Genomic DNA, 16,393 nt, shown 5'->3' with positions numbered 1-16,393 from the left:
CCCACCCCGCCCGATGAGCGCCCGCGAAGAGCGCCCCGCGCTCAGCTCCCGGACGGCCTCCCTGTACGACTACGCCCTCTTCCGGCACGGCATCGAGCCGGAGGGCCGGGTCCCGCGCCGCGGTTACCCGCTGCCCGACGGGGTCCCACCGGAACCCAGCCGCAAGGGCCTGACCTGGAAACAGGCGCAGGCCGAAGTGAGCGCCGCGCTCACCCCCCTGCTGGCCGACCCCGACCCGGTACGAGCCGCCGAGGCCGTCCACCGGCGGGCCTCGGAGCTGGGGATGCCCCACCGCACCGTCCGCGCCCACACCGCACCGCTCACCCTGACCGACAAAGACGCCGCCCGGCGGACCGCCCGGCAACTGGTCCGCTCGGGTACCGACCTGGCGGCCGTCAGCGTCGGCATCGCCCTCCTGATCCGCCTCGGCGAAGCCGAGGACGTGCCCCACCTCAAGGTCCTCGGGATGCTGCGCGGCCTCGACTCCGCGGCGGCCGCCGCACTCGAACCGCTCGACCGGCAGGCCGCCGCACTGCTGGTCATCCGTGGCCACGACCGGTCCGGGGAGCTCACGGAGCTGACCGGGGCGATCGAGGCGGGCGACGCGCGGCGCACCCTGTCCGCGCTGATCGCGGTGCCGGACGAGCACCACTTGTACTTCGGCCGGCGGATCGCCGAGGCCGCCGACCTCCGGGACCTGATCCGCGCGCATCCCCAGGACCCCGCACTGCTCGCCCTGGCGGCCCGACTGCTGCACCGGATGGCCGACCAGCGGGACTCCCGGTCCGAGATCGTCGACTACCTGCCCGCCCGGGCCGTCTACGAGGCCCTCGTACGGCACGCCGACCTGCTGCCCCCGACACCGGAGCACCACGCGCTGCTGCTCTCGATCGCCTTCGACCTGCACAGCGGTCCCCCGGCGCTGCTGAGATGGCGCCTCGGCCGCCGGGAAGCACTGCTCGACGGGCTGGACCGGCTGCTGGCCGGGCGCGTGGGGGACCTCGTGGCCGACCCCGGCACCCCCGCCGACCGGCGGCGGGTCGACTGGATCCGGCGCACCGGGCGCACGCCGTTCCTCCGTACCGCGGCGGCAGGGCCGAGCCCGCGCTGGGAGGTAGTCGTCGTCCACGGCCCCGACGACTCCCCCGGCGTCGAAACCCGGATCCTGGTGGACGGCCGCCCGCTGTTGCCCGCGCTGTTCGCGAACGGACCGGGCGGCTCCCCCGAGTCCCTGCTCGACAGCGGCGACCTGCGCGCCGGGGAGCAGCCGCGGGAAGTGCGGCTCGCCGAGGCGGGGTGCACCGAGGGCTGCTGCGGCGCGCTCTACGTCACCATCCGCCGGGACGGCACCGAAGTGGTGTGGGGCGACTGGCGCGGGGCAACCGGGGCACCCCCGCCCGAGTACCGCTTCAAGGCGGCCGCGTACGACGCCGAGCTCGAACGGGCCGAGCGGGACCATTCCTGGTGCTGGCCCGCCCGCAGCACCGCACGGCTGATTTCCGCGGGCCTGCGCGAACGGCCCGAGCTGCTCGGCCGCTGGGGCCTGCGGCAGAGCTGGATCTCCACCGACTGGCGGGACCCGGACACCACGGCCCTCCAACTCGCCTTCACGCCGCCAGGCACCACCGAATCGCTGTACTTCGCATGGCACCTCCCGGACGACGGCCGCCCCCCGGCGGAGCAGGCGGCCGCGGCGCTGGACCGGATCGAGGCCGGCGACCCGAAGGAGTTCGCCCGGCTCAGCGGCGGCAGCCGCGAACTGGCTGAGTCACTGGGCTACAGCTGGCCGCCGTAGCGGAAACGACCGCGGCCCGGCCGGGGGAACTCCCCCGGCCGGGCCGCACCATGTCGGCGGTCTCGGCCCGCCTCAGCCCGTCCAGACGATCGACTGCATCTCGCTGTACGCGTGCAGCGCGTACGAGCCCACGTCCCGGCCCACGCCCGAGCGCTTGAAGCCGCCGAACGGCGCCTCCATGTTCCGCCCGATCGTGTTCACGCCGACCCCGCCCGCCCGCAGCCGCCGCGCCACGCGGAACGCGCGTGCCGAGTCCCCGGACCACACGTAGCTCAGCAGGCCGAAGTCGCTGTCGTTGGCCAGCCGGATCGCTTCTTCCTCGTCGCCTTCGAAGGGGACCACCACGACGACCGGCCCGAAGATCTCCTCGCGGACCACCCGCATGTCGTTCGTGCAGTCCACCAGCAGAGTCGGCGCCACGTAGAAGCCGCGGCCTTCCCCCACCAGCGGGCGCTCGCCGCCGTACGCGATCCGCGCGCCCTCCTTCTTCCCCAGCTCGACGTACGACTCCACGCGGTCGCGGTGCGCCGCCGAGATCACCGGGCCCACCACCGTGCCCTGCACTGTCGGGTCGCCGACCTTCATGAAGGCCAGGTAGCCGGTCAGCTTCTCGATCAGCTGCGCGTACACCGACCGGTGGACGATCACCCGGGTCGGGGCCGTGCAGATCTGCCCGGAGTAGAAGGAGAAGGTCGTCCCGATGCCCATCACGGCCGCGTCCAGGTCCGCGTCCTCCAGGACGATCGCCGCGCCCTTGCCGCCCAGCTCCATCAGCTGCCGCTTCATGGTGCGGCCGCAGACCTCGGCGATGCGCTGCCCGACGGCCGTGGAGCCGGTGAAGGACACCATGTCCACGTACGGGGAGTCGACCGCCGCCTCGCCGACCTCCACCGACTGCCCGTTCACCACGTTGACCACGCCCGCCGGGACCCCGGCCTCCGCGAGGGCCTCGGCCATCTTGAACACCGACAGCGGGTCCTGCGGGGCGGGCTTGACCACCACGGTGTTGCCCATGGCCAGCGCCGGGGCCACCTTGCCCGCCGGGTTCGCCCACGGGTTGTTGTACGAGGTGATGCAGGTGACCACCCCGACCGGCTGGCGCACCTCCAGCGCGCCCAGGACGCTCGCCTTCCCCATCGGGCCGGCCTCGGTGACCTGCGGCGGGAGGCCCTTCTCGACGGGTTCCAGGGCCCCGCGCGCGTACCGGCGGAAGCGGGCCACGCCCACCCCGACCTGCATGCCGCGCGCGATCCCGGTCGGCGCGCCCGTCTCGGCCTGCGCCAGCGCCGACCACGGCTCGTACTCCCGCTGGATGATGTCGGCGGCCCGGTCGAGGATCGCCGCCCGCGCCTCGGGCGTCGTACGGGACCAGGCGCCGAAGGCCTCGGCGGCGGCGCGGGCCGCCTCCTCGACCTGGGCCCGCGAGGCCTCGGGGGCGAGCCCGACCACCGACTCGTCCGCCGGGTTGACCACCTCGTAGTGGCCGCCGGCGGGTTCCACCCACTCGCCGCCGATGTAGAGCCTGTTGACCGCGTGCTTCTGCGCCTGCGCGTCCGTCATCGCGTGCTCACTGTCCTCGTGTCCCGGCCCGACCTGAGCACGATCCCGGGGATCGCCCCCGTGATCTCGTCGTCGCGGATGGTCTCCACGCCGTTGACCCGTACGGAGACGATCCCGATGGCCCGCGCGTCCAGCCGCGGGCTGTCCCCGGGCAGGTCGTGGACCAGGGTCGCCGGACCGGCCTCGATGCGCTCCGGGTCGAAGAGGACCAGGTCCGCGTGGTAGCCCTCGGCGATCCGGCCGCGCTCGCGCAGCCCGAACAGCTGGGCCGGATCGTCGGTGAGCATCCGTACCGCCTGCTCCAGCGGGACCAGCTTGCGGCCGCGCAGGCAGTCGCCGAGGAAGCGGGTCGTGTACGGGGCCCCGCACATCCGGTCCAGGTGCGCGCCCGCGTCGGAGCCGCCCAGCATGACGTCCTCGTGCTGCCAGGTCTCCTGGCGCAGGGTCCAGCTCGCCGGGTCGTTGTCGGTGGGCATCGGCCAGAGCACCGTGCGGAGGTCGTCGTTGGCGCAGATCTCCACCAGGCAGTGGAAGGGGGCCTGGCCGCGCTCGGCCGCGATGTCGTTGACGACGCGGCCGGACAGGCCCTCGTTCTCCTTGCTGTACGTGTCGCCGATGACGTAGCGCCCGAAGTTGGCGAGGCGGCGGAAGACCCCGGCCTCCTTGCTGTCGGCGCGGCGCAGCATCTCGGCCCGGACGTCCGCGTCGCGGAGCTTGGCGATCCGTTCGGGGACGGGCAGGCCGAGGACCTCGCCCCAGCCGGGGATGAGGTTGAGGGCGCAGAAGGTGCCGAGCGACATGTTCATGGGGGTGAGGATCGGCATCGTCAGCGCCACGATCCGGCCGCCGGCCTTGCGGGCCCGCTCGCTCGGGACGAGCTGGCGGGGCACCCGCTCGGGGACGGAGGCGTCGATGGTGAGGACGTTCCAGTTCAGCGGTCGGCCCGCGGCCGCGCTCATGTCGACGAAGAGGTCGATCTCCTCGTCGGAGAACTGGTCGAGGCAGCCCGCGACGATCGCTTCGAGCTGGGTGCCCTCGTGGTCGGCGACGGCTTTGGAGAGGGCGAGGAGTTCGGCGGGCCGGGCGTGCCGGGAGGCGACGGGGGCGCCGGATCCGTCGGAGTGGGTGGAGGACTGGGTGGTGGACAGGCCCCAGGCGCCGGCGTCCATGGCGTCGTGGAAGAGGTCGAGCATCTGCTGGAGCTGCTCGGGGGTGGGCTGCCCGCCGACGGCCGCCTCGCCCATGACGTGGCGGCGCAGCGCGCAGTGGCCGACCATGAATCCGGCGTTGACGGCGATCCGCCCCTCGAGGGCGTCGAGGTACTCGCCGAAGGTGGACCAGGTCCAGTCGACGCCTTCCTCCAGGGCCTTGAGGGCCATGCCCTCGACCTTGCTCATCATGCGGCGCGTGTAGTCGGCGTCCTCCGGGCGGGCCGGGTTGAGCGGGGCCAGGGTGAAGCCGCAGTTGCCGCCGGCGACGGTGGTCACGCCGTGGTTCATGGAGGGGGTGGCGTACGGGTCCCAGAAGAGCTGGGCGTCGTAGTGCGTGTGCGGGTCGATGAAGCCGGGGGTGAGGACGAGGCCGGTGGCGTCCTCGCTGGTGCGGGCCTCTTCGGTGACGGTGCCGGGGTCGCCGATGGCAACGATCCGGCCGTCGCGTATCCCCAGGTCGGCGACGCGGGCGGGGGCGCCGGTGCCGTCCACGACGGTCGCGCCCTTGATCAGGTGGTCGAGCATGACGTCCCTTCTGCCGGTGTTCGCGTTGCGGGCCGTGTGCTGGGGCTGCGCCCCAGACCCCGCGCCTCAAACGCCGGCGGGGCTGGAACATCCAGCCTCGCCGGCGTTTGAGGCGCGGGGGTGCGGGGGCGGAGCCCCCGCCGGGTCAGGCGGCCTGGCGGAAGCGCGTGGTGCGGTGCACGGGATCGGTGTCGATCTGCGGGATGACGTGCTCGCCGATGAGCTTGATGGTGGTCATCGTGTCCTCGTACGAGACCCCGGTCGGCAGGCCGAAGGACAGCTGGTCCGCCCCGGCCTCCTCCCAGCGCTTGCACTGGGCTCGGACCTCGGAGGGGTCACCGCAGATCAGCAGTTCCTCCGCGATCAGCAGCTCGATGATCTCCGCGTTGTACTCGGGCAGGGTCTCGGGCCACTGCGGGATGGCCTCGGGCCGCGGGAAGGTGTCGTGGTAGCGGAAGACCAGCGACTGGAAGCGGTTCATGTTGGCGTTGACGGCTATCTCGACGGCCTTGTCGTGGGTCTCGGCGCAGATCGCGGTCGAGGTGACCATGACGTTGTCGTTGACGAAGGCGCCGATGGCCTTGGCCTCCTGGATGGCCGTCTTGTACTGCTCCAGCACCCACTCCATGTCGGAGACCTTCTGGACGCTGAAGCCGAGGACGCCGAGGCCCTTCTTGGCGGCCATCGCGTAGGAGGAGGGGGAGCCGGCGGCGTACCACATGGCCGGGTGGGCCTTGCCGTACGGCTTGGGGAAGACCTTGCGCGGGGGCAGCGACCAGTGCTTGCCCTGGAACCCCTCGTACTCCTCCTGGAGGAACATCTTGGGGAACTCGGCGATGGTCTCCTCCCAGATCTCCTTGGTGTGGTTCATGTCCGTGATGCCGGGCATGAAGCCGAGGATCTCGTGGCTGCCCGCGCCTCGGCCGGTGCCGAACTCGAAGCGGCCCTTGGAGAGGTGGTCCAGCATGGTGACCTTCTCGGCCACCTTGACCGGGTGGTTCACCGGGGCGAGCGGGTTGAAGATGCCCGAGCCGAGGTGGATGCGTTCGGTGGCCGCGGCGAGGTAGCCGAGGAACACCTCGTTCGCCGACAGGTGCGAGTACTCCTCCAGGAAGTGGTGCTCGGAGGCCCAGGCGTACTTGAAGCCGGACTTGTCGGCCTGGATGACGTACTCGGTCTCCTCGACCAGTGCCTTGTGCTCGGCCTGGGGGTCGACCTTGGACCGCGCCTCAGGCACGTATCCCTGCACGAAGAGCCCGAATTCCAAGGGGGTTCACCGTCCTTTGGTTTCTGACGTGGCGTCAGATCAGATGTCTCGACTGTTCCATCGCGGGGGCGGGAGCGTCAATACCTGACGCTCCATCAGATAACTGCCGGGCGTTCTCAGAGGATGCTCACGCCGGCCATCCAGCCGCCGTCGATGACGAACGGCTGCCCGGTGATGTACGAGGAGTCCTCGCTGGTCAGGAAGAGGGCGAGCCTCGCCACCTCCTCCGGCTGCCCCACCCGCCCCATCGGGACGACCCGCTTGTACAGCTCCGCCATCGCGTCCCGCGCCTCGTCGGTCATCCCGGCCGGATCCAGCAGACCGGGGTTGGCCATCGGGGTGTCCACGGCGCCCGGGCACATCGCGTTGACCCGGATCCCCTTGGCGGCCAGCTCCAGCGCGGCCACCCGGGTCAGGCCGACGACGGCCGCCTTCGTCGCGGCGTACGAGCCGACGTAGGCCATGCCCGTCAGGCCGGTATACGAGGAGGTGTTCACGATCGTGCCGCCGCCGGCCGCCTCGATCTCCGGGGCGACCGACTTGATGCCGAGGAAGGCGCCGACCTGGTTGACCTGGACCACCTGCTGGAACTCCTCCAGCGGGGTCGCGGTCAGCTCGTTGAATCGCAGGATGCCCGCGTTGTTGACCAGGCCGTTGACGGGGCCGAAGGCCTCCTTCGCCGCGGCGACCGCGGCCGCCCAGTCCTCCTCGCGGCTCACGTCCATCCGCACGTACCGGGCCCGGTCCTCGCCGATCTCCTTGGCCACGGCCGCGCCCTGCTCGTCCAGCACGTCCCCGAGGAGCACCTTGGCCCCCTCGGCGGCGAAGAGCCGCGCCTCCTGCTCGCCCTGTCCGCGCGCCGCACCCGTGATGATGACGACGCGCCCGTCCAGCTTGCCCATGCCGGTGCTCCTAGTCGTTGAGGTGCGGCGCGACCTCGGCGCCGAACGCGGCTATCTGGTCCACGAGTTCGGCCCGGTCGCGGCTGCGGAAACGGACCTGGATCTGGTCGACGCCGAGCGCCTTGTACTCCCGCAGGGACTCGGCGAGCGCCTGCGCCTTGCCGGTGAGGGTCCGGCGGCCGGTGCCCCAGGCGGGCTCGCCGACGTACAGCGCCTCGGTGATCGCCCCGAACTCGAAAACGGGGTCCTCGATCCCGGCCGCGGCGCGCAGCTCCTTGATCCGGGCGATCTGCGCCGGGAGCCTGTCGCGCGGGTCCCCCTGCGGGAGCCAGCCGTCCCCGCGCAGGGCCGCGCGGCGCACGGCGGGGCCGGAGGAGCCGCCGACCCAGACGGGGATCCGCTCCTGGGCGGGACGGGGCAGCTGGCCGAGGCCCTTGAAGGAGAAGAGCTCGCCCTCGAACTCCGGGTACTCCTCGGGCCCCAGCGCGGCCCGCAGCGCGTCCAACGTCTCGTCGAGCACGGCCCCGCGGCGCGCGAAGTCCACGCCGAGGACCTCGAACTCCTCCTGCACGTGCCCGGCGCCGACGCCGAGGATCAGCCGGCCGCCGGAGAGGTGGTCGAGGGTCGCGTACTGCTTGGCGCTGATCAGGGGGTGGCGCAGGCCGAGGATCGCGACGTGGCTGAGCAGCCGCACGTGCTCGGTGATCCCGGCCAGGAAGGAGAGGGTGGCCACCGGGTCGTACCAGACGGTACTCATGGCTCCGGCGAGCCGCCGCGGGATCGCCACGTGGTCGCAGGTGGCCAGATACCCGAAGCCGGCCCGGTCGGCGGCCCGCGCCACCTCGGCGAGATCGGCGGCCGTCGCCGACGCCTCCCAGGGCTCGGCGTAGATGGTGCTCTGCGACTGGATCGGGAGCTGCATCCCGTAGACCAGCCGCCCTTCGGTGAACACGCGCGCCATGCCGGGCCCGCCTCGCCTTCGTCTGCCGATTCATCCTGCCGATTCGTCATACCGGTGCCGGGCCATCGTCGTAGCTGACGGTCCGTCAGGCAAGGGATTCGACGCCTCGGCCGGTCCGATGTCGGCCGGGTCGGCTTCAATGCCTGCCATGAACGGACAGGAAGAATTCCTCACGGCGGTCCACCATCTGCTCTGGCCTGGCACGGGCGACCTGGAGTGCGAGGAACCGGGACACCCGGCGGGGCACACCTGCCTGGCACCCGCGGATGAGATCGACCTCGACACGCTCCGGGAAGCGCTGAGCGGACGCTACGGCCGGTCGCGCAACCTCGCCATGGGCGGATACGCCGATCCGACCGTGACCGAACGGACCGGGCTGGCGCTGCTGACCCCGTTCGGGGAGCGAATCGTGGAGATGCGCGCATGGGTGCAGGCGGGCCGGTGGATCGGCTCCGGCACAGTCCGTACCGGCGACGGGGACGTACGCCTGGTGGCGCTGGTCGCGGAACGAAAGGACCCTGCGGCGGACCTGGCGGAGGTGACGTCCTGGGTGGACGGGGTCGTCGCCGTCACGGGCTGGGACACGAGCCGCGTGCGTACGGTCGACTGGGCGGCGGTCGAGGCCCGGATCGGGACGGCACTCCCCGGCGAATACAAGCGGCTCACGGAGCTGTTCGGGCACGGTGCCTTCGACGGATACCTCCAACTCCGGGTACCTGACGCCCAGTTCAAGGGCGACGACATAGTCCTGAACACCGAGTTCCTGAGCGAGTGGGCCAGGACGCACCGCAGCGGCCTGTGGGAGCCGTACGAGGTGTACCCAGCCCCGGGCGGGCTGCTGGAGTGGGCGAGCTCGGAGCAGGCCGACCAGTTCTTCTGGCTCACCGAGGGCCCGGACCCCGACCGGTGGCCCATCCTCATGCGGGAGGACATCCCCGACTCGTGGCAGCGGTTCGACGGAACGACCGCCGAGTTCGTCTACCGCCTGCTCACTGACCGGCAGCAGCCTTTCTCGACGGCCCGCTACTTCGACGTCCACTGGTTCGACAGCTACGGCTCCTCAGATGAGTGAGTCTCCGAAGTGGCGCCCGGCAGGGGCCCGCGCGGGCCCGGCGTCAAGCCGGGCGCCGGCCCCCCGCCGGCCCCGGCTCAGAAGCCTTGCGGGCCCATCACGATGACCGGCTTCGCCGCCGGGTCGAGGGTCGCCAGGACCTTCCTCATCGCCTGCTTCGGGATGCCGACGCAGCCCTGCGAAGGCCCGTCGTGGTCCACGTGGAGCCAGATGTTGCCGCCCTTGCCCTCGCCCTCCGGCTTGACCGGATCCAGCGGTGAGCGGCCCGGCCTGCGGTTGAAGTCGATGGCGACGACGTAGTCGAAGGAACCCGCCAGGGACTCGCCGTTCACTCCCCGGCCCGTCGCGACGAAGGAGCCGTCCTTGTCGTACGGGAGCCTGGTGCCCGGCGGCGCGGCCAGCAGGCCGCCCGCGTCGGTCAGCGCGAAGACGCCCTGGGGCGAGGTGAGGTCGCCGTACTTGCGCTCCGTGGACCAGCCCTTGGCCCCGTTGCGGGCCGGCCAGCTCTCGGCCCGGACCCAGTCGGCGCCGGCCGCGGGGCGGGTGTAGAGGGTCGCGGTGCCCTCCGAGGAGTCCACCGCCTTGCCGCTGACCAGGATGAGCTGGCGGGACTCCGCCGGGATCCTGGCCCTGGTCTGCTCACTGGTGCCGGTCAAGCCCTGCGTCACATCCCGCTGGACCTCCCGCTGGACCTCCCCCTGGACCTCACGCTGGGCCTCGCGCTGGGAGTCCCGCGCAGCCCGGTCCCGGGCCGGCGGACGGGCGTCCGAACGGGCCTGGAGCGCGGCACCGGAGGCCCCGTCCGAGTCCTGGGCGGCGTACAGCCATCCCGCCCCGAGGGTCATCAGGCAGAGGGTGGCGACGAGGGCCACGCGGCGCGACGCACGCGGCGTGCGCGTCGTACGGGACCTGCGCGACCTGGGGGAGCGGGCTCGGGCGTGCTTGCTCATCAGACCGACCGTACAGCAGCCGATCTTCAGTGTGGCTGAGCGCTGCGCTGCCGCCCGGGTGTCCGCCGCGGGAAAGCGGAGCCACACCGTCAGCCCGGCGCCCTCAAGGTGCGGAACCCCATCGCCCAGACGGCCGATCCCCGAGGCCGGCACGGGCGGGGGGACTGGCACTGGCACTGGCGGCGGCACTGGCGGCGGGATAATCCGGACACCGGGAAGGATCACCGGCGTACGCTGAGTTGATGATGCGAACTCCACGTCACGCAGCGCGCGTTGTCATCCTGTCCCCCGCCGGCTCGGTGTTCCTCTTCCGCGAGGACAACGTCGAGGTCGGCATCCACTGGCTGCCGCCCGGCGGCGGGATCGACCCCGGCGAGAGCCCCGAGGAGGCCGTACGGCGCGAGCTGCGCGAGGAGACCGGCTGGACCGACCTGGAGCCCGGTCGGCTGCTGTGCACCTGGGAGCACGACTTCACGCACCAGGGGATCCCGGTCCGTCAGCACGAGCACATCTACCTCACGACGGGCCCGCACCGCGAACCGGTGCTGGAGGATCCGGGCATCCACTGGCAGTGGCTCTCCCCGCAGCGCCTGGCCGCCCTCGGCGAACCCCTGTGGCCGCCGCGCCTGCCGGACCTCCTGGCGAACGCACCGGCCGAGCCGGTGCACCTGGGGCTGATGGCCTAGTTCTTCACCGCGGCCGTGGCCGTGGCCTTGGCGTACAGCGAGGCCGCGTAGTCCCCGAGGACCGTGCTGGTCGAAACGTCGTCCGTGTCGCCGCCGGTGAGGATGCCGATGATCTTCCCGTCGCGGGCGATCCACGCGCTGCCGCTGGTGCCGCCGGGGAAGTCGGCGCAGTCGAAGCGCTGTGCGGTCTCGCTCTCGCGGACGGCCAGCGCCGTGCAGGTACGGGGAACCTTGCGGTCGGCGGGGTAACCGGTGACCGTGACCTCCTCGCCCGCACGGCCACTGGTGTCCAGCACGGCCGCGCCGGTCACGTCCTCTATGGTGCGGCCCTTGTCGTCGGGCGCGAGGCGGGCGAAGGCGAGGTCGTACGCGTCGTCCGTGCCCTCGGCCCAGCGGTCGTCCTCGAAGACCTCCTCGAGCTTCCATGTGCCGTACGGGGCGAACCCGTTGGCGTACGCGGGTGCGAAGACGGCTTCCCCGTCGGGCTGCGCCCCGTCGAGCAGGCAGTGGCCGGCGGTGACGATCAGGTTCCGGCCCGGGCTCTGCACCACGGTCGCGGTGCAGAAGTGGTCACCGTCCAGGCCGCCCGTGAACAGGGCCCCGGTGAAGGCCGCGGGACCTCCGGGCTGCGGGGTGACGGCCGGCGGCAGGGTGGTCGCGGGAGCGGCCGAAAGCTGAGGCTTCGCCGCTTGCGATCGCGACGGCTCCGCCACCGAACCCGTAGGGGCCGCCTTCGCCGGCCCAGCCGGAACCCCCTCGGGCGGCGGCACCAGCACGGCCATCGCCGCAGAAGCCCCCAAGGCGGCCGCCGCACACAGCACAGCCGTCACCACGTTCCGCTTGTCCACCGGCACTATGATCCCTCCGCTTTGCCCCGGCGAAGCATGCCCCGGAGCCGACCGCAGGTGCAAGGCGAGAGGTGGGCTTCGGGGGCCTGTTACCCCTCGACGGCACGGAGTTGGTTTGGAGGGTGCCTGGACGGACCCCCACCGGTCCGTCGCCCCGGGCGTGCGCCCGGGACGACGGGGACCGGTGCCGGGGGTCAGTTCGGGGTGACTTCCCGACGAAGTTCCACCAGGGCGCGCAGGGCGGCGCTGTACATGTGGAGGCTCTTCTCGTTGTGTGCGTTGACGGCCGTCCTGACCTCCCCGAAGGTCTTGGCGATGGCCTCGTCCAGCTCGTTGAGGTCGATTCCGTTCACGCCTCTTCCTCCTGTGGTGGTAGGGGTGGTCAGCCGCGGCGCCAGTGGCTGATGCTCGCCCACGGGGCGCAGTCGGTGGGCTTCTCCGTGCCCTTGCAGACGGTCACGTAGCCGGTGGTGGTGGGCATGTAGGACATGCGGATGTTGACGTCGGCGGTGCCGTCGCCACACACCTGGGCCTGCTTGCGGGCCGGCATGGGGGCCATGTCGAACTGGAAGCGGACCCACACCGAGGAGCATCCTTCGCCGGTGCGGGAGAGCTTTCCGTCGACCCGCAGCTCCAGCACTCCGGTCGCGCTCCTCGCGAGGCTCCGGTCGCCCTCGGCCTTGGCCGTTCCGTGGGTGATGGACCAGGGGATTCCACCGCCCGCCGCGGAAGCGGGGGCGGCGGCGGTGATGAGGGCGGTGGCCGTGGCGGCAGCCACGGCCCAGGTACGGGCACGCATCAGTGGTGTTCCTTTCGAATGGAGGCCAGTTCGGTGCGTCCACTGCGTAGCGACGCTTCAGCACGGTGCGGGCGGCCAGGTATCCGCACACGCCGTTTCAGGGGTGTCGAGCAGGGGTCCCGGCGGGCCACAGGGCGGGCGGGGGACTGGCGCGGGGTCATGGCCCCGGAGGCGATGACCACGCCTACGCAATTCGGGTTGACCTTTCGAGCAGCACAGATCTACTGCTCCCGCTTTTTAAGACTTAGTGAGCCATTCACTTACCGACAGCGGAATTCCCTCTCGGGAATGTGAGCGCAAGTCGATTCCAGAGCGGATACACCTCATCCGCCCGGCAGATGAATCAGCCGAGCCGCCATTCACCTGAGCGCGCGGGAATTCGTCATCGCGCGCGGCGAGATCCTGGGATGAGCCGGAGCAGAGCGGCGAGCGCAGACAGTGGCGGCGCACGGGGGTGTCCCGCACGCGCTTCGGCCACCTGTACGGCTTCCACTCCACGCGCCGACTCGCGATGCGCGGGGAGGTGCCCGAGCCCCTGGGCGATCTTTACGATCGCAGGGCGCGCACCGCCCTCACCTTTACTTCTTCCCGTTCACGTACCCGACGGCGGTGGCAAGAACGACCGTGGTGGCACCCGGCGCGAAGATCAACGCGGGAGTGGTCCTGACGGGCGCGGCGGATCCGCCGGCGCCTTCGGAGACAGCGAGACCGCGAGCGCTGCGTCCCGTTTCACCTTCTCCATGAGCATGCTGTTCCCCCTGTTTTGAAACTCCTCGGCATCGAAGGCGGGCGGTCATTCCCACTAACTTCGTTGCTGGTCGCAATTATATGGACGACAAGATCATCTTGATCAACCATTTGCCTGGTGATGACCGTCACATGGGGGTCGGTTTTCGCGGAATTTGAGGTTCCCAAACACTCGGCCAAGCAGCTCCGGCTGTGTCGGCACGCCACGCGGTTCCATTCCGCAGCAGGCTCAGAGGAGGGACGCATGAGAACCCAAGAAGAGGCGGCCGGCTGCTCCGGTGAGCCTTGCCTCGGCGGACGCCGATGACGACATCGGCCGGACCGCAACGGAACACCGTCGAACGCCCTCGCCCGGCTACCGGCCGAGGCTGTCCACCGCGTCCAGCGCCAGAGCCCACGGATACGGCCGCTTCCCTCCCGGCGGATTCGGCTCGAAGCCCTCCGGCCCGTAGAGCACCCGAACTCCTGCCGTCCGCAGGGTCTCAAGCGACGGGCCGAGCTGCGGGTGCTGGGCGTACGCCGCGTTCACGCACGGCATCACCGCCATGGGGATCCGCTTGCCGATGGCCTAAGACAGGCGGGGCGGCCGAGCAGAGCAGGTAGAGCGTCCTCGTCGTCATGGCGCCCGAGCCTATGCAAGCGCCCCCGAACTCAGCGGAGTCGGGGGAAGCTGTCGTGCGGTCTGGATCACACAGAAGTGGCCTGCCCCCTACCCTGTCAGTGTCGAGCTGCAAGGAGAGGGGCAAGGCCGCCATGTCTACCGACGCTACGCCAGACCCGTACCGCGAACAGCTGGCCTTCGGCCAGAGACTCCAGATCCTTCGCAGTCGCCGAGGACTCACCCGCGACCAGCTCGGCGGTCTTGTCGGCCGGTCAGGTGAGTGGGTGAAGGCGGTGGAGAACGGACGGCTGAAGACACCGAAGCTGCCTCTCATCCTGCGCCTTGCCGAGGTGCTTCGCGTTCGAGATCTGTCCGACCTCACGGGCGACCAGTCCATGCGCACCGCCCTGTTCACGGGCCCCGGGCACCCGCGGTTCGCTGCGGTCCGCGAAGCCCTCAACGCCCTGCAGCTCGGCGCCAGCCACGAGGCTCCTCCCGCCGCGCACCTGTCCGCACGTCTGTCCCGGGCATGGCAGGCCCGGCACTCCGCCCCGAACCACCGCGACGTCATCGGATCCCTACTGCCTGACTTGATCCGCGACGCGCAGGCCTCCGTACGGGCAGCCGGCACGGTCGCCGACCGGAAAGCCGCACAAGCCCGGCTCGCCGAGGTGTACTTCCTGGCCCAGTTCTTCTGTGCCTACCAGCCCGACGCGCCGCTGGTCTGGCGGGTTGCCGAACGCGGCATGATGGCCGCCCAGGACTCCGAGGACCCGCACGCGATCGGCCTCGCCGCGTGGCTCACCACCCAGGCCCACCGAGAGAGCACCCACCTGGACGCCGCAGACGCCGTGACCTTGGAAACTCTGCGGTACCTACAGCCGCTGCTCCCCGACGCCGGCGCGGACGTCCGCGCGGTCGTCGGCGCGCTCACCGTTGAGGCCGGTCTGACGGCGGCCCGCCGCGGGGAAACGGGCACGGCGTGGCGGTACTGGGACGAGGCACGGCGGCTGGCCGAGGGGTTGCCGCCCGGCTACTTCCACCCCGTCACGAGCTTCTCGCGGGCAGTCATCGGAGCGCACGCGGTGACAGTCGCCGTAGAACTGCACGCGGGCGGGGAGTCCACCCGGCAAGCCGCCCGCGCGGAGGCAGAGGCGATTCCGTCCCGGCCACGCCGAGCCCGGCACCGGATCGAGCAGGCCCGTGCCTACCATCTGGACGCCCAGCCCGACGTGGCACTGGCCACGCTTGCTCAGGCGCACGAGGCAGCGCCGGAGACTGTCCAGTACAACGGCTACGCGAAGCGGATCGTCCTGGAGGAAGCCGAGTCGAAGAGCCCGGCACGGCGCCAGCGCGCGGCCGAACTCGCCCAGCGACTGGGTCTGCTGAGCTCCTGAGACGTGGGGGTACATTCTGTACCCCTGCCACCACAAATCCACCGCTACCGTCGTCTCACCACCCGCTGTCGACGGTAGGGAGCACGGCATGGCCGCCAGCACACGAGCCGACCTGGAAGGTGTCACCGCCCTGGTGAGGGCAACGCTCGTCCCCTTCGGACGAAAGCCCTCCGAGCGTGACATCGAGGCCCTGACCGGACAGCTTCTGGACCGGGGAGAGGAACTCGCCTCGCAGGTGGCCCACCTACGCCGGGCCGCTGGTGCGCTCCAGGACTGGGAATTGCTCAGGACAGGCGGCCCGGAGAGGGGCCCGATGGGCGCCTGGACCTATGCCCGCGCTCTGGCCCGGACCGTCGGCAAGATGATCGAAGTACTCACCGAAGACGACGACCGCCGGTGAGCGCCGAGTTCTGCGTGTACTGCGACCACCCCGTGGCGCCTGTCGGGGCGAACCGGATCGACAACTCCGACTTCTCCGCGTCCGGTGTCCGCCCGCCGTCGTACGCACACCCCGACTGCTCCCCGACATCGAACCGTCCCACACGGCGCACCTCCCCTTCGCGGCGGCGGTGATGGGCCCGGGGTGGGACGACCTGCCCAGGATGGAACGCGAGGCCTTGGACCTCTCACGGCTCCAGCTGCGAGTCGAGACGTCTTCGGCGCATCCCGAAGGGATCTGCGTACGGGAACACGTGCTCTGCCGCGGCTGTCGGCTGAAGGCGCATATCTCGATCAAGTTCGGCGGCGCCATGGCCTACTGCCGGATCTGCTGCTTCGCGTGGGCCGTGGACCACGATCCGCTGCGCTGCTGGCAGAACGTAGCCCCGCTCTCCTCGCTCAGGCCGAGCGTCCTGTTCTGAGCGAGCGGCCTACGTCCGGCCACAGGCGGGTCGCAGACGCCGAGAGATGAGGAGCACGTAGCGATCTGACGCGGTTCCCACTTCTGCGGCTTCTGCCTGGGGTCTGGTCGGGGTTTCGCTCCGGCTGGGCCGCCGGCACCGGGCCGTGCATCGCCGGCCGCCCCGCTCCTCTGCTCGTCCCCAGGTAACCGTTCTTTTGGGGGTTTCCCGAC

The 16,393-nt window shown here is 71.2% G+C and carries 15 protein-coding genes and 1 pseudogene; 6 read left to right on the top strand and 10 right to left on the bottom strand.

Annotation, left to right across the window (positions count from 1 at the left end; all coding sequences use genetic code 11):
• Positions 1 to 13 precede the first annotated feature (13 nt).
• Entirely contained in the window at positions 14 to 1,795 is a 1,782-nt protein-coding gene (locus OG447_RS09930) for a hypothetical protein (RefSeq protein ID WP_266936115.1), read from the top strand.
• 72 nt (positions 1,796 to 1,867) lie between these two features.
• Here OG447_RS09930 and OG447_RS09925 read toward each other — a convergent pair whose 3' ends face one another.
• The 5 genes from OG447_RS09925 to OG447_RS09905 all read right to left on the bottom strand — a co-directional run bounded on the left by OG447_RS09925 (position 1,868) and on the right by OG447_RS09905 (position 8,221).
• Positions 1,868 to 3,355 carry an aldehyde dehydrogenase family protein gene (locus OG447_RS09925; protein ID WP_266936114.1) on the bottom strand — a complete coding sequence of 496 codons (1,488 nt, stop codon included), beginning with the start codon at positions 3,353 to 3,355 and terminating at the stop codon, positions 1,868 to 1,870.
• Complete coding sequence (locus OG447_RS09920; RefSeq protein ID WP_323181746.1) at positions 3,352 to 5,091, bottom strand: D-aminoacylase; 1,740 nt, start codon at positions 5,089 to 5,091, stop codon at positions 3,352 to 3,354. The genes OG447_RS09925 and OG447_RS09920 overlap by 4 nt, the downstream gene beginning before the upstream one ends.
• Positions 5,092 to 5,236: 145 nt before the next feature.
• A complete protein-coding gene (locus OG447_RS09915) occupies positions 5,237 to 6,358 on the bottom strand; it encodes an LLM class flavin-dependent oxidoreductase (RefSeq protein ID WP_266936113.1) in 1,122 nt (373 codons plus the stop codon).
• 116 nt (positions 6,359 to 6,474) lie between these two features.
• Positions 6,475 to 7,260: an SDR family NAD(P)-dependent oxidoreductase gene (locus OG447_RS09910; protein WP_266936112.1), complete on the bottom strand. Its 786-nt coding sequence runs from the start codon at positions 7,258 to 7,260 to the stop codon at positions 6,475 to 6,477.
• Between the two features lie 10 nt (positions 7,261 to 7,270).
• Entirely contained in the window at positions 7,271 to 8,221 is a 951-nt protein-coding gene (locus OG447_RS09905; protein WP_266936111.1) for an LLM class F420-dependent oxidoreductase, read from the bottom strand.
• Between the two features lie 148 nt (positions 8,222 to 8,369).
• Between OG447_RS09905 and OG447_RS09900 the strand changes: the two genes are divergently transcribed.
• Entirely contained in the window at positions 8,370 to 9,293 is a 924-nt protein-coding gene (locus OG447_RS09900) for a hypothetical protein (RefSeq protein ID WP_266936110.1), read from the top strand.
• A gap of 77 nt (positions 9,294 to 9,370) precedes the next feature.
• On the opposite strand, the gene OG447_RS09895 is transcribed toward OG447_RS09900, so the two are convergent.
• The gene (locus OG447_RS09895; protein WP_266936109.1) at positions 9,371 to 10,243 is read right to left on the bottom strand and encodes a hypothetical protein; all 873 of its coding nucleotides are present in this window, start codon (positions 10,241 to 10,243) and stop codon (positions 9,371 to 9,373) included.
• A 245-nt stretch (positions 10,244 to 10,488) separates the two neighbouring features.
• On the opposite strand from OG447_RS09895, the gene OG447_RS09890 reads away from it, so the two are divergent.
• On the top strand, positions 10,489 to 10,929 hold the full coding sequence (locus OG447_RS09890; RefSeq protein ID WP_266938815.1) for an NUDIX hydrolase: 441 nt from the start codon (positions 10,489 to 10,491) through the stop codon (positions 10,927 to 10,929).
• Here the strand turns inward: OG447_RS09890 and OG447_RS09885 are convergent.
• From OG447_RS09885 to OG447_RS09870, 4 genes and pseudogenes are all read right to left on the bottom strand, one after another.
• A complete protein-coding gene (locus tag OG447_RS09885; RefSeq protein WP_266936108.1) occupies positions 10,926 to 11,777 on the bottom strand; it encodes a serine protease in 852 nt (283 codons plus the stop codon). The two genes, OG447_RS09890 and OG447_RS09885, sit on opposite strands and share 4 nt — an antisense overlap.
• 194 nt (positions 11,778 to 11,971) lie before the next feature.
• Positions 11,972 to 12,130, bottom strand: coding sequence for a hypothetical protein (locus OG447_RS09880; RefSeq protein ID WP_266936107.1), 159 nt, complete (start codon positions 12,128 to 12,130; stop codon positions 11,972 to 11,974).
• 29 nt (positions 12,131 to 12,159) lie between these two features.
• Positions 12,160 to 12,576: a hypothetical protein gene (locus tag OG447_RS09875; protein ID WP_266936106.1), complete on the bottom strand. Its 417-nt coding sequence runs from the start codon at positions 12,574 to 12,576 to the stop codon at positions 12,160 to 12,162.
• Between the two features lie 1,102 nt (positions 12,577 to 13,678).
• Positions 13,679 to 13,897, bottom strand: a pseudogene (locus OG447_RS09870) (flavoprotein); the annotation flags it as partial.
• A gap of 179 nt (positions 13,898 to 14,076) precedes the next feature.
• On the opposite strand from OG447_RS09870, the gene OG447_RS09865 reads away from it, so the two are divergent.
• From OG447_RS09865 to OG447_RS09855, 3 genes are all read left to right on the top strand, one after another.
• Positions 14,077 to 15,321, top strand: coding sequence for a helix-turn-helix domain-containing protein (locus tag OG447_RS09865; RefSeq protein WP_266936105.1), 1,245 nt, complete (start codon positions 14,077 to 14,079; stop codon positions 15,319 to 15,321).
• Between the two features lie 88 nt (positions 15,322 to 15,409).
• Entirely contained in the window at positions 15,410 to 15,721 is a 312-nt protein-coding gene (locus OG447_RS09860; RefSeq protein ID WP_266936104.1) for a DUF6415 family natural product biosynthesis protein, read from the top strand.
• Positions 15,722 to 15,938: 217 nt separating this feature from the next.
• Complete coding sequence (locus tag OG447_RS09855) at positions 15,939 to 16,181, top strand: hypothetical protein (protein ID WP_266936103.1); 243 nt, start codon at positions 15,939 to 15,941, stop codon at positions 16,179 to 16,181.
• Positions 16,182 to 16,393 lie beyond the last annotated feature (212 nt).

Source organism: Streptomyces sp. NBC_01408, from assembly GCF_026340255.1.
Classification (GTDB): domain Bacteria; phylum Actinomycetota; class Actinomycetes; order Streptomycetales; family Streptomycetaceae; genus Streptomyces.
Note: the sequence above shows the minus strand (reverse complement) of the source record. Positions and strands in the feature narration are given on the sequence as shown.

Bases quoted from the DNA above. Each gene is read 5' to 3' on its own strand.
- OG447_RS09930 (WP_266936115.1), top strand. From the start codon at position 14: ATGAGCGCCCGCGAAGAGCGCCCCGCGCTCAGCTCCCGGACGGCCTCC.
- OG447_RS09925 (WP_266936114.1), bottom strand. From the start codon at position 3,355: ATGACGGACGCGCAGGCGCAGAAGCACGCGGTCAACAGGCTCTACATC.
- OG447_RS09920 (WP_323181746.1), bottom strand. From the start codon at position 5,091: ATGCTCGACCACCTGATCAAGGGCGCGACCGTCGTGGACGGCACCGGC.
- OG447_RS09910 (WP_266936112.1), bottom strand. From the start codon at position 7,260: ATGGGCAAGCTGGACGGGCGCGTCGTCATCATCACGGGTGCGGCGCGC.
- OG447_RS09905 (WP_266936111.1), bottom strand. From the start codon at position 8,221: ATGGCGCGCGTGTTCACCGAAGGGCGGCTGGTCTACGGGATGCAGCTC.
- OG447_RS09900 (WP_266936110.1), top strand. From the start codon at position 8,370: ATGAACGGACAGGAAGAATTCCTCACGGCGGTCCACCATCTGCTCTGG.
- OG447_RS09895 (WP_266936109.1), bottom strand. From the start codon at position 10,243: ATGAGCAAGCACGCCCGAGCCCGCTCCCCCAGGTCGCGCAGGTCCCGT.
- OG447_RS09890 (WP_266938815.1), top strand. From the start codon at position 10,489: ATGCGAACTCCACGTCACGCAGCGCGCGTTGTCATCCTGTCCCCCGCC.
- OG447_RS09875 (WP_266936106.1), bottom strand. From the start codon at position 12,576: ATGCGTGCCCGTACCTGGGCCGTGGCTGCCGCCACGGCCACCGCCCTC.
- OG447_RS09865 (WP_266936105.1), top strand. From the start codon at position 14,077: ATGTCTACCGACGCTACGCCAGACCCGTACCGCGAACAGCTGGCCTTC.
- OG447_RS09860 (WP_266936104.1), top strand. From the start codon at position 15,410: ATGGCCGCCAGCACACGAGCCGACCTGGAAGGTGTCACCGCCCTGGTG.